Below are 12,724 nucleotides of genomic sequence, written 5' to 3'. Positions count from 1 at the left end.
TTGGGTTCAGCGGAAAATACGTTGTTTCAATTGCTTGGTGACAAGCGACTCTCCGAGATCGCGCACGACGTGACGTCGTCAAAGTCGCGCAAAACGACTAGGTAATCTCGCGGCGCAACGGGATGGGTGGCGATGGAGGCAAGCATCAAGCAACTGGCCGATAGCGATTTGCGGCATGAACGTGTGTCAGCTTCCAGCCCGCAAGCGGCCGTCGGCTTGCGTGCTGTCAATGCCTCTTGTTGGCCGGCTTGAGCCTGATGCAATTCACATGCGCAGCGTGAACCTCGTAAGGCTGCGATCGGTGGCACGCGACCCATCTCGGCCCATCGGGTCAAGCGCGGCCCAGCGGCCGCTCCCAAGCTATCAGCGACGTTCGAGCGCGGTGCGCTGTCAGCGACTTTTCGGGCCTGCCCGACAGGCGTTCCACCCGGACGCAAAACGTTGGGCAAATTTGAAGCTCCGCATTGCCGTCGATAGAAGCGTAGCCCCAGCGCCGGTAACAAATCCCGACGCCTATGTTGGAGCGACCTCCGTCTTGGGCGCCCGCTGTCCGTTAAGTCATTTTTCGCCGAAAACCTATCCTTTGGCAGCCGAAAAGCCCGCGTGGGCGGCGTCACTAATCTTCCAGTCGTGCAGAAACTTATCGCAGTGCTTCGACTGACGCGATCGCTCGCGGCCCCCTGCCATGAGCCCCCGGGGGCGCGAAGGCACGACTCCAATCCTTTACAACTTATTTGTATCCGCGTCCGCCAATTGGCCTCAAAGGGTGAACCCTGGTTGCGCAAACATCGAGGCGCGCCTATCTTTCTACATCATACGTATGACTTAGAGAGAAACTCGTGGCAACGCTACACAGGCAGGTCCTGAATCAACTCGGTGAGCAGATCTGTTCAGGCAAATTCATGCCCGGCGACATCCTGCCGGCCGAACCGGTTCTGGCCGAACAGATGCGGGTGAGCCGCATCACCATCCGCGAGACGATGAAGTCGCTCTCGGCAAAGGGCATGCTGCAGGTGCGTCGCCGTTACGGCACTATTGTGCTGCCGCGCGCGCAATGGCAACTGTTCGACCCCGACGTGATCACCTGGCGTGCGCGCGCCGGCGCGATTGAACCAGGTCTCATCGAAGATCTGATGGAGTTGCGCCTGATCATTGAGCCGAACGCGGCCAAACTCGCCGCGAAACGCGCAACGCCTGAAGATCGTATCGCCGTGCGACGAGCGTTCAAGGCGATGGAGCGCGCGGTGGCTGGCCACGGCGAATATGTCCCCGCCGACCTCGCATTTCACGGCGCGATCCTTGCCGCCTGTCACAACCAGTTCGTCCAGCAGATGCAGAACGCGCTGTCGGCGATCCTGCGCACGAGCTTTGAACTCAGTTCCGAAATCGCGGGCGGTCCGGCCCGTTCGCTGCCGATGCACGAGGCGCTGTGCGTCTCGATCGAGCAGGGCGATCCGGAAGCCGCCGAACAGGCCGTGCTGACGCTGATCAAGCGCGCCGAGCAGGATTTCGAGGACCGCGCTGCACTGAACCACACCGCCAACAATCAGCCGGCCTGACGCAGTCCTGCTTCGCCAACAGCAGATCTAACCCACTTGGAAACGCGACGCGCGCAGCCGTCGCGACGGGCGGATTTGCGCCTTTTTCTGAACGTATCAAGGACCCAGCATGACCCATCTATTCGATCTGAGCGGCCGCACGGCGCTTGTCACCGGCTCGGCACGCGGTATTGGCTACTCGTTGGCCGAGGGACTGGCGGCGGCGGGTGCCAGCGTCGTGCTGAACGGCACGCGTGCAGATACGGTGGCTGAATCGGTCGGCAAGCTGGCCAGCGCGGGCTATCTGGCGCAGGGCCGTGCTTTCGACGTCACTGACGAAGCGGCCGTGGCCGAGGCCTTCGCGCAGTGGGACAGGAACGGCGTCCAGATCGACATCGTCGTGAATAACGCCGGCATCCAATTCCGAAAGCCGCTTGTTGATCTCGAACTAACCGACTGGCAGCGCGTAATCGACACGAACCTGACCAGCGCGTTCATCGTCGCGAAGCAGGCCGCGCGTCGCATGATCGCGCGCGGCACGGGCGGCAAGATCATCAACATCGGCTCGCTGACGAGCGAAGCAGCGCGAGCGACTGTTGGCGCGTACACGGCGGCAAAGGGCGGTATCAAGATGCTGACGCGCGCAATGAGCGCCGAATGGGCGGCGTCGAACATCCAGGCGAACGCGATTGGTCCGGGCTACATCCTGACCGACATGAACAAGCCGCTGATCGAGAATGCGGCCTTCGATGCGTGGGTGAAAAGCAGCAACCCATCGCAGCGCTGGGGCACACCGGATGAACTCGTCGGCACGGCGGTGTATCTCGCGTCGCCCGCGTCGAGCTATGTGAACGGTCAGATTATTTACGTGGACGGCGGCTGGCTCGCCGTACTTTGAAGCCGATTTGAGTGCGGGTCCACGCGAGGACAGCAGAAATATAAACAGACTCGCGCTAGTCAATCGTTGTATGCGCCGTACCGATCCGGAGACATCATGGAAAGCGTCAAGCCCGTAGCACCCCAAAGATGGTGGTATCTGATGCCCATCATCTTCATCACCTACAGCCTCGCCTATCTCGACCGCGCGAACTACGGCTTTGCCGCCGCGGCCGGGATCGACAGGGACCTCGGCATCACGCACGGCACGTCGTCGCTGATCGGCTCGCTGTTCTTTCTCGGCTACTGCCTGTTTCAGGTGCCCGGAGCGATCTACGCGCAGCGCAATAGCGTCAAGAAACTGATCTTCTTCAGCCTGATTCTGTGGGGGCTGTGCGCCGCGGCCACGGGCATGGTCAGCAACATTCCGATGCTGATGGCGCTGCGATTCATCTTGGGTGTGGTGGAGGCCGCAGTGATGCCGTCGATGCTGATGTACATCAGCCGATGGTTCACGCGCAGCGAGCGTTCGCGCGCCAACACGTTCCTGATTCTCGGCAACCCGGTAACGGTGCTGTGGATGTCGGTGGTGTCGGGCTATCTGGTGCACAGTTTCGGCTGGCGCGAGATGTTCGTCTTCGAAGGTGCACCGGCGCTCGTCTGGGCAGTGGTGTGGTGGTTCACCGTCAAAGATCGTCCGGCCGATGCCCCCTGGATGAGCGACGCGGAAAAGATCGAACTCGACGCACGTCTGAAGGCGGAGCAGGCGCATATTGCCCCGGTGCGCGACTACAAGTCGGCGTTCCGTTCGTCGATCGTGATGAAGTTCTGCGCGATTCACGCGCTGTGGAGCATCGGCGTGTATGGCTTCATCATGTGGCTGCCGTCGATTCTCAAGGCCGCGTCGACGATCGATATCGTCTCGGTCGGCTGGCTCGCAGCGGTGCCGTATCTCGGCGCGATCATCCTGATGCTGCTCGCGTCGTGGCTCTCGGACAAGACACGCAACCGCAAGCTGTTCGTCTGGCCATTGCTGCTCGTCGGGACCATCGCGTTCGTCGCCTCATACCTAATCGGCGGCTCGTATTTCTGGATCTCGTTCGCGCTGCTGGTCGTGGCAGGCGCAAGTATGTACGCGCCGTATGGCCCGTTCTTCGCACTGGTGCCCGAGCTGATTCCGAGCAACGTGCTGGGCGGTGCGATTGGCCTGATCAATGCATGTGGTGCGTTGGGTGCGTTTGCGGGTTCATGGGTGGTGGGTTATCTGAACGGCGTGACCGGCAGCCCGGCGGCTTCGTACATCTTTATGGCGAGCGGCCTGCTGCTCTCCGTGATCCTGATGATAACCGTGCCCGCGCATTCCGATCAGCGTACGAAGCGGGAAGTGCCGCTATCGCCGCATCGCGCGTGAAGCTCCACTCGAGCAGCAGCTTTGTTTCCCTTGATTCGTTTTTGGCAGGCTGAAAATGGCAACCATGATTACCGATGTAAAGGTCATCCTGACCGCGCCGGAAGGCATCAACCTGATCGTCGTGAAGGTGGAGACGAACCAGCCTGGTCTCGTCGGCCTCGGATGCGCGACGTTCGCCTACCGGCACGTCGCGGTGAAGTGCCTCATCGAGGAGTATCTGCGGCCGCTGCTGATCGGCCGCGATGCCGAGGCAATCGAGGAGCTATGGCAACTGATGCACCAGAACGCGTACTGGCGTAACGGGCCGATCGAGAACAATGCAATTTCCGGCGTCGACATGGCGCTGTGGGATATCAAGGGCAAGCAGGCGAACATGCCGTTGTATGAGTTGTTCGGCGGCAAGTGCCGTGAAGGAGTGCCGATTTACCGGCATGCCGATGGCCGCGATCTCAACGAGCTTTGTGAGAACATCCAGAAGTACCGCGAGCAGGGTATCACGCATATTCGCTGCCAGAGCGGAGGGTATGGCGGGGGCGGCTATGGCAGGGCGCCGTCGGACGCGCCTTCCGGTTCTGCGGACGGCGTGTATCTCGACAGCAGGAAGTACATGCGCGAAACGCTCAAGCTGTTCGACGGCATTCGCAGCAAGATCGGCTTCGACGTCGCCTTGTGTCACGATGTGCACGAACGTCTGAAGCCAGTTGAAGCGATCCGCTTCGCGTGCGAGCTGGAACCGTACGACCTGTTCTTCCTCGAAGACGCGATTCCGTTGGAGGATGGCGAATGGATACGTCAGTTGCGTGCGAAGACGACAACGCCGTTAGCTCAGGGCGAGCTCTTCAACAATCCGTACGAATGGCGCTTCCTGATCACCGAACGACTGGTCGACTACATCCGCGTGCACTTGAGTCAGATCGGCGGCATCACGGCAGGTCGAAAGCTGCAGATATTCGCCGAGCAGTTCGGTGTGAGGACGGCGTGGCATGGACCAGGCGACATGTCGCCGATGGCCCATGCGGCGAACATCCACATCGATCTGGCCTCCCGGAATTTCGGTGTGCAGGAGTGGTCAGGCACCGAGCCTCCCAACTTTGTGATCCAGGCTCTAAAAGGTCCGAGAGCCGCGTTGCTCGACGTATTCCCGGGACTTCCTGAGTTTCGGCATGGCTACGTCTACGCCAATGAAAAGCCGGGGTTGGGCGTGGAAATTGACGAAACCGAGGCGGCCAAATATCCGTGTGATAACACTGTCACGACGTGGACCCAGACGAGGTTGAAGGACGGGACGTTACAAACGCCGTGATTTTCTGCGTGCCGTGCGCGGCGTTGTCTTCGTCTTCCCGCACGGCCCAGCATACTGAAGAAGGACCCATTCAGTTATGGCCATCCCATGCCTAACTGCGATCAATTCTTTCACGGCTGTAGCGACGCTTTATCCATTACTTGGTGCACGTAATCACCACATTCCGGTATCGAATGGACGCACTAAGTGACCTTCACCGTTGCGGTCTGTCTGCCATCAGCAAGTCCGCGGCCTCGTCGCGCGGTGGCTGGTCCGAAGCAGTGAGCGTTCATGTCGACGTCGATGCGCAGCCGAATGGCTTTGGCCGACGAAGCAACGTTCATCGTTGCGATTGAATGACTGCTTGCAAGGGAGAATCCGACGTCTGACTGTCCGAGCAAAGGTGCCCGCGAATGACACTTCCTGGCCGAACCCGGTCCAATGCTGATTGCATACGGCTCTCGCCAGACATCGACTCGCTTCGGACCGTGGTCGACCCGATATAGATAGTCCGTCGCCACCCTCCAAAGCGGCTAGGGGTCGTAACCTTCAACGTGGTGACTTAATTCTTGCGTAGGGTATTTGCTTTTTTCTGTCGAGCGATGTTCGTCAGCATAAGAGCAAAGGTCCTCACGGACGAAACCGGCGTCTACACTGAGATCCCGCCGCTACTGGCTGCGACGGGCGTCCTCGAACCGCTGATTGATTATTTCCTGCATAGAAGCCACGATCGCAGCCTGGAATGGATGCGCAAGGTGACGCGATCCGTGCGGCTCTTTCTTGAGTATATTCAGATCAACCCAGCGGAGCGCGATCCGCTGGACTTCACAGATAGACCCTCGCGCGCATTTACTTGACATCTAAACTATCTACGCCTAAATTATCTCCAAGCGGAATCCAACTTGGAGAACAAGCATGCGCATCGTCTGCATCGGCGGCGGCCCGGCCGGGTTGTACTTTGGCCTGTTGATGAAGGGCCGGAACCCGGCCCATGAAGTCACCGTCGTGGAGCGCAACCGCCCGTACGACACTTTCGGCTGGGGCGTCGTGTTCTCCGACCAGACACTCGGCAACCTGCGTGCGGCAGACGCACCCAGCGCCGAAGCGATCCTCGACGCGTTCAATCATTGGGACGACATCGAGATCAACTTTCGCGGCGAGCAGATCCGCTCGTCGGGCCATGGCTTCTGCGGTATCGGCCGTAAGCGTCTGTTGAATATCCTGCAGGCGCGCTGCGAAGCGCTCGGCGTCAAACTGGTGTTCGAAACCCAGGTCACCGACGACACCGTCTACGAAGCCGACTTGATCGTCGCCTGCGACGGCGCCAACAGCGCGGTCCGTCAAAAGTACGCGGCCACTTACCAGCCCGCCATCGACATGCGCGATTGCCGCTTCGTCTGGCTCGGCACCAAAAAACTGTTCGACGCCTTCACCTTCGCGTTCGAGGAAACCGAATTCGGCTGGTTCCAGGCCCACGCGTATCGCTTCGACGATCAGACCTCCACCTTCATCGTCGAAACGCCGGAGCGCGTGTGGCGCGCCGCCGGTCTCGACGAAATGAGCAAGGAAGACAGCATCGCCTTCTGCGAGAAGCTGTTCGCCAGGTATCTGGACGGCAACCCGCTGCTGTCGAACGCCACGCATTTGCGTGGGTCGTCGCAGTGGATCCGCTTTCCGCGCGTCGTCAACAAAGAATGGGTTCATTGGCGCGACAACGCAGACGGCTCGCAAACGCCGGTCGTGCTGATGGGCGACGCCGCGCACACCGCGCACTTTTCGATCGGCTCGGGCACCAAGCTCGCGCTCGAAGATTCGATCGAACTCGCCAACAGCATCGGCGCGCATCCCGGCGACCTGGCCGCCGCGTTGCAGCACTACACCGACGTGCGCAGCATCGACGTTCTGCGAATTCAGAATGCCGCGCGCAATTCGACCGAATGGTTCGAGCATGTAGACCGCTACACCGCGTTCGAGCCGCAACAGTTCGCCTATTCACTGCTCACGCGCTCGCAGCGCATCTCGCACGAAAATCTGCGCGAACGCGACGCGGGTTATCTGTCGGGATTTGAAGACTGGCTCGCCGAACGTTCCGGCGTAGAACGCGCGCCCGAAAAGCATTCCGTGCCGCCGATGTTCACGCCGTTCACGCTACGCGGCGTGACGCTGAAAAACCGCGTGGTGGTGTCGCCGATGGCGCAGTATTCGGCCGTCGACGGTATTGCCGGCGACTATCACCTGATGCACCTCGGCGCGCGCGCCATGGGCGGCGCTGCGCTGGTCATGACGGAAATGACCTGCGTGTCGCCCGAAGCGCGCATCACGCCCGCCTGTCCCGGCATGTACGCGCCCGAACATCTGAGCGCGTGGCAGCGCATTGTCGATCTCGTGCACAGCCAGTCGGATGCGAAGATCGGCATTCAGCTCGGCCATTCCGGCGCGAAAGGCTCCACTCGTGTCGCGTGGGCAGGCATCGATCAACCGCTCGCCGACGGCAACTGGCCGCTCGTCTCGGCGTCGCCGCAACAGTATCTGCCAGGCGTCAGTCAGCATTCGCACGAAGCCACGCCTGAAGAACTGCGCGAGATCGAAGCGCAATTCGTCCGCGCTACGCAAATGTCCGCCGAAGCCGGTTTCGATTGGCTCGAATTGCACTGCGCACACGGCTACTTTCTGTCGAGTTTCCTGTCGCCGTTGACCAACCAGCGTACCGACGAATACGGCGGCTCGCTTGAAAACCGCCTGCGCTATCCGCTGCAAATTTTCAAGGCGATCCGCGCGGTGTGGCCGCAAGACAAGCCGATTTCCGTGCGGATTTCCGCGAACGATTGGGTCGAAGGCGGCACGACACCGGACGACGCCGTGCAAATCGCCCGCGCCTTCAAAGCCGCCGGCGCCGACATGATCGACGTTTCGTCGGGTCAGGTCAGCAAAGCGGAAAAACCCGTCTACGGCCGCATGTTCCAGACGCCGTTCTCCGACCGCGTGCGTAACGAAGCCGGCATCGCAACGATCGCGGTCGGCGCGATCTCCGAAGCGGATCACGTCAACAGCATCATCGCGGCGGGCCGTGCGGATCTGTGCGCGATAGCGCGCCCGCACCTGGCGAATCCGGCGTGGACGCTGAACGAGGCTGCAAAAATAGGCTATTTCGATGTGATGTGGCCGAAGCCCTACACGGCAGCGAAGTCCCAACTCGAACGCAACCTGGAACGCGAGCGCGCTCAGGCCGCGGCGAACGCCGGGCTCTCGCCGCAAGAACGCGCGCAACGCGCGGAGGGCACCACGTGAATACGGCCACGCTCACCTCGACAACGCTCGCCGGTCAACATGCGGTAGTGACCGGCGGCGGCAGCGGTATCGGCGCGGCTGTCGCGCAAACGCTGCTGCGCGCCGGCGCGCGCGTCACGCTGATGGGCCGCAACGCGGAACGGCTCGCGGCACAGCGGGAACAATGCCAGGCACTCGGCGACGTGACCTGCATCACCGTGGATGTCACGCAGGAAGAATCCGTCGCCAATGCGTTCGCACAAGCCGGCGCGGTGGATATCCTCGTCAACAACGCCGGTCAGGCGCAAGCCGCACCGTTCACGCACACCGACATGGCGCTGTGGCAGCGCATGCTCGACGTGAACCTCACCGGCGTCTTTCTCGGCACGCGCGCGGTGCTGCCCGGCATGCTCGAACGCGGCCATGGGCGCATCGTCAATGTGGCCAGTACGGCGGGACAAATCGGCTACGCGTACGTGGCCGCCTATTGCGCTGCAAAACACGGCGTGATCGGCCTGACCCGCTCGCTCGCGCTCGAAGTCGCGACCAAAGGCATTACCGTCAACGCCGTTTGCCCCGGTTACACGGAAACCGAACTGCTGCACGCATCGCTCGAACAGATCACCAGCAAGACCTCGCGCACCGAACAGCAGGCGCGCGAGACCTTGCTGCGCTCGAATCCACAACGTCGCTTCGTGAGTCCGCAACAAGTTGCCGACGCCGTGCTCTGGCTGTGCCAGCCCGGTTCGGACGCGATCACGGGGCAATCCCTTTCCATCTCCGGTGGAGAAGTCATGTGACCAAGTCAACCAATCTCAAGAAAACCGCGGCGAGCGAGTCGAAACCGCCGCGCAAAGGCGTCGCCAAACCCGCGGAGAACGTCGTGGACCTCGAAATGAGTACGGGCGCCGATAGCCACATGGGTCTGCGTTTGTGGCTGCGCATGCTGACCACCACCAACCTGGTGCAGGCCGAACTGCGCAAGCGCTTGCGCAACGAATTCGACACCACGTTGCCGCGTTTCGACCTGATGGCGCAACTCGAGCGTCATCCCGAAGGCCTGAAGATGACCGAGCTGTCGCGCCGTTTGATGGTGACGGGCGGCAACGTGACCGGCATTACGGACCAGCTCGAAAAAGAAGGGCTCGTTTCGCGCGACAACGATCCGAACGATCGCCGCTCGATCAGCGTGTGCCTGACGCCCGCCGGTCGCAAAGCATTCGACCGGATGGCGGTCGCGCACGAACGGTGGGTAGTCGAACTGTTCGGCGGCCTGAGCCTCGACGAAAAATCGCGGACCCATCAACGTCTCGGCAAGCTCAAGCAACACTTGCTCGACACGCTGAAAGACTGACCCGCACCGCCGACCCTGGAGACACCCATGACACGATCCAACGCCGACGCACTGCTGGCCGGCAACCGCCTGACGCTCGCCGGTTACGAGGCGCGGCACTTCGGCTGGCACGTCGCCGACAAGGTCGCGACGATCACGCTGAACCGTCCCGAACGCAAGAACCCGCTGACCTTCGAGTCGTATGCGGAGTTGCGCGATCTGTTCCGCCAACTGAGCTACGCGACCGACGTCAAGGCCGTGGTGATTCACGGCGCGGGCGACAACTTCTGCTCCGGCGGCGACGTCCACGACATCATCGCACCGCTGATCGATCTGCCGATGCCGGAATTGCTGCTCTTCACGCGCATGACCGGCGACCTCGTCAAAGCCATGCGCCATTGTCCGCAGCCGATCATCGCCGCCGTCGACGGCGTCTGCGCCGGCGCGGGCGCGATTCTCGCGATGTCGTCCGACCTGCGCCTGGGCACCGCGCGCAGCAAGCTCGCGTTTCTGTTCTCGCGCGTCGGCCTGGCCGGCTGCGACATGGGCGCCTGCGCGATCCTGCCGCGCATCATCGGTCAGGGGCGCGCCGCCGAATTGCTGTTCACGGGCCGCTCGGCAAGCGGTGAAGAAGGTCATGCGTGGGGTTTCTACAACCGCCTGTGCGAGCCCGCCGCGCTGCTCGAAGACGCGCACAAACTCGCCGCCGATCTGGTCGCCGGCCCGACCTTCGCGCACGGCATCACGAAGAAGATGCTGCACCAGGAATGGAGCATGAGCATCGACGAGGCGATCGAATCCGAGGCGCAAGCGCAGGCCATCTGCATGAGCACGCGAGACTTCGAGCGTGCGTACAGCGCGTTTGCCGCGAAATCGCGTCCGGTGTTCGAAGGAGATTGAATTGAGCGCCGACAACCACACGGATCTGCACAGCGCGTTGGCGTGGCCGTTCTTCGAGCCGCGTCACCGCGAGCTGGCCACGGGTATCGAAGCGTGGTGCGAGGCGAATCTCGGTCATGAATCGCACGACGACGTCGATGCCACCTGCCGCCGCCTGGTGCGTGAACTGGGCGCAGCCGGCTGGCTGAAATACGGCGTGGGCGGCGTGGCCTATGGCGGCCAGGGCGATACGATCGACACGCGCGCCGTCTGCCTGCTGCGCGAAACGCTCGCCAGACATTCGGGTCTCGCGGACTTCGCGTTGGCCATGCAAGGCCTCGGTTCGGGCGCCATTTCGCTCGGCGGCACGCATGAACAGAAAGCCCGCTACTTGCCGCGCGTCGCCAACGGCACGGCGCTCGCCGCGTTCGCGTTATCGGAGCCCGAGGCGGGATCGGACGTCGCCGCGATGGCGCTCTCCGCGCGCCAGGACGGCGACGCTTACGTGCTAGACGGCGACAAGACGTGGATCTCGAACGGCGGCATCGCGGATTTCTACGTGGTGTTTGCGAGAACCGGCGAAGCGGCGGGCGCGCGCGGCATCACCGCGTTTATCGTCGATGCGGATACGCCTGGGCTTGAAATCGCTGAACGGATCGACGTGATCGCGCCGCATCCGCTCGCGCGTCTGCATTTCGCGGGCGCACGCGTGCCGCGCAGCCAGATGCTCGGCGCGCCCGGCGAGGGTTTCAAACTCGCCATGCGCACGCTGGATATTTTCCGCACGTCGGTGGCGGCCGCGTCACTAGGATTCGCGCGTCATGCCATGGCGGAAGGTATTGCACGCGCCGCATCGCGCAAGATGTTCGGGCAGACGCTCGGCGATTTCCAACTGACGCAGGCCAGGCTCGCGCAGATGGCGTTGACGATCGACAGTAGCGCGCTGCTCGTCTACCGCGCCGCCTGGTTGCGCGACCAGGGCGAAAACGTCACGCGCGAAGCCGCCATGGCGAAGTGGCACGCAAGCGAAGGTGCGCAGCAGGTGATCGACGCGGCCGTGCAGCTCTTTGGCGGCATGGGCGTGCAGAGCGGCACCGCCGTCGAGATGCTGTATCGCGAGATTCGCGCGCTGCGCATTTACGAAGGCGCCACCGAGGTGCAGCAGTTGATCATCGGTCGCGATCTGTTGAAAGCGCATGCCGCTGAAGCCGCGAAGGGAAGCGCGAAATGAATGCGTGCTTCGAACGCCCCGTGCGTATCCGCTTCTCGCACTGCGATCCGGCGGGCATCGTGTTTTTTCCGCAGTATCTGGTGATGACCAATGCGCTGGTCGAAGACTGGTTCAACGAAGGCTTGCATGTCGACTACGCACAGATGATCGGTCAGCGGCGCGTCGGCCTGCCGATCGTCAAGCTCGACTGCGAGTTTTCGCGGCCGAGCCAGATGGGCGAAACGATCACGCTGACGCTGAACGTCGCGGCAATCGGCCGGCGTTCGATCTCGATCGAGATCGTCGGCCATTGCAACGGCGAAACCCGTTTCCGCGCGAAACAGGTGCTGGTGACGACCTCGCTCGATCGCAACGTTTCTATCGATATTCCCCCGGACATCGCGAGCGCACTCGCGGCGTTCGCCCCTCAGCCCGACTCCATCGAGGCGCATCGCTCATGAAAAAAGCTCTTCTTCCCGCCGGCTGGATCAAACCACGCGGCTATGCGAACGGCGTCGCGGCCACCGGCACGCAGGTGTTCATTGCCGGCCAGATCGGCTGGGACGAACAGGCGCGTTTCCAGACCAGCGACTTCGCCGCGCAAGCCATCCAGGCGCTCAGGAACGTCGTGGCGGTGCTGCACGAAGCGGGCGGCACGCCAGCGCACCTGGTGCGAATGACGTGGTACGTCACGGACAAACGCGAGTATCTCGCCGCGCTGAAAGACATTGGCCGCGCGTTTCGCGAGCTGATCGGCGACTACGACATCGCGATGAGCGCGGTACAGGTCGTCGCGCTGATCGAAGACGAAGCCAAGGTCGAGATCGAAGCGACCGCGGTGATTCCGCAGTAACGCCGTACCAAAGCCATACCCGAACGCAACACGCAAACGCAGCACGAGAAAGCCCACCCAGCCCACCGAAGCGCA

Annotated in this window: 12 protein-coding genes; all 12 read left to right on the top strand. The window is 62.1% G+C overall.

Annotation, left to right across the window (positions count from 1 at the left end):
• Positions 1 to 839: 839 nt before the first annotated feature.
• The 12 genes from BX591_RS32225 to BX591_RS32170 all read left to right on the top strand — a co-directional run bounded on the left by BX591_RS32225 (position 840) and on the right by BX591_RS32170 (position 12,649).
• Positions 840 to 1,559 carry a FadR/GntR family transcriptional regulator gene (locus BX591_RS32225; protein WP_111935362.1) on the top strand — a complete coding sequence of 240 codons (720 nt, stop codon included), beginning with the start codon at positions 840 to 842 and terminating at the stop codon, positions 1,557 to 1,559.
• Positions 1,560 to 1,668: 109 nt separating this feature from the next.
• Entirely contained in the window at positions 1,669 to 2,436 is a 768-nt protein-coding gene (locus BX591_RS32220) for an SDR family oxidoreductase (protein WP_111935361.1), read from the top strand.
• A 96-nt stretch (positions 2,437 to 2,532) separates the two neighbouring features.
• On the top strand, positions 2,533 to 3,825 hold the full coding sequence (locus BX591_RS32215) for an MFS transporter (protein ID WP_111935360.1): 1,293 nt from the start codon (positions 2,533 to 2,535) through the stop codon (positions 3,823 to 3,825).
• 55 nt (positions 3,826 to 3,880) lie between these two features.
• On the top strand, positions 3,881 to 5,128 hold the full coding sequence (locus tag BX591_RS32210) for an enolase C-terminal domain-like protein (protein ID WP_111935359.1): 1,248 nt from the start codon (positions 3,881 to 3,883) through the stop codon (positions 5,126 to 5,128).
• Between the two features lie 581 nt (positions 5,129 to 5,709).
• Positions 5,710 to 5,964, top strand: a complete 255-nt coding sequence (locus tag BX591_RS32205) for a hypothetical protein (protein ID WP_244147179.1) — start codon at positions 5,710 to 5,712, stop codon at positions 5,962 to 5,964.
• Positions 5,965 to 6,022: 58 nt separating this feature from the next.
• Positions 6,023 to 8,395, top strand: a complete 2,373-nt coding sequence (locus BX591_RS32200) for a bifunctional salicylyl-CoA 5-hydroxylase/oxidoreductase (protein ID WP_111935358.1) — start codon at positions 6,023 to 6,025, stop codon at positions 8,393 to 8,395.
• Positions 8,392 to 9,174 (top strand): SDR family NAD(P)-dependent oxidoreductase, encoded by a 783-nt coding sequence (locus BX591_RS32195; protein WP_111935357.1) that lies wholly within the window; start codon positions 8,392 to 8,394, stop codon positions 9,172 to 9,174. Before BX591_RS32200 ends, BX591_RS32195 begins: the two co-directional genes overlap by 4 nt.
• Positions 9,171 to 9,728 carry a MarR family winged helix-turn-helix transcriptional regulator gene (locus BX591_RS32190; RefSeq protein ID WP_111935356.1) on the top strand — a complete coding sequence of 186 codons (558 nt, stop codon included), beginning with the start codon at positions 9,171 to 9,173 and terminating at the stop codon, positions 9,726 to 9,728. Before BX591_RS32195 ends, BX591_RS32190 begins: the two co-directional genes overlap by 4 nt.
• A 27-nt stretch (positions 9,729 to 9,755) precedes the next feature.
• Positions 9,756 to 10,607 carry an enoyl-CoA hydratase family protein gene (locus BX591_RS32185; RefSeq protein WP_111935355.1) on the top strand — a complete coding sequence of 284 codons (852 nt, stop codon included), beginning with the start codon at positions 9,756 to 9,758 and terminating at the stop codon, positions 10,605 to 10,607.
• A gap of 1 nt (position 10,608) precedes the next feature.
• Entirely contained in the window at positions 10,609 to 11,817 is a 1,209-nt protein-coding gene (locus BX591_RS32180; RefSeq protein ID WP_111935354.1) for an acyl-CoA dehydrogenase family protein, read from the top strand.
• Positions 11,814 to 12,257, top strand: a complete 444-nt coding sequence (locus tag BX591_RS32175) for an acyl-CoA thioesterase (RefSeq protein ID WP_111935353.1) — start codon at positions 11,814 to 11,816, stop codon at positions 12,255 to 12,257. The genes BX591_RS32180 and BX591_RS32175 overlap by 4 nt, the downstream gene beginning before the upstream one ends.
• Positions 12,254 to 12,649: a RidA family protein gene (locus BX591_RS32170; RefSeq protein WP_111935352.1), complete on the top strand. Its 396-nt coding sequence runs from the start codon at positions 12,254 to 12,256 to the stop codon at positions 12,647 to 12,649. Before BX591_RS32175 ends, BX591_RS32170 begins: the two co-directional genes overlap by 4 nt.
• Positions 12,650 to 12,724 lie beyond the last annotated feature (75 nt).

Source organism: Paraburkholderia bryophila (genome assembly GCF_003269035.1).
Lineage (GTDB): Bacteria > Pseudomonadota > Gammaproteobacteria > Burkholderiales > Burkholderiaceae > Paraburkholderia > Paraburkholderia bryophila.
The sequence above is the reverse complement of the archived record's forward strand: the minus strand, read 5'-3'. Positions and strand labels throughout refer to the sequence as shown.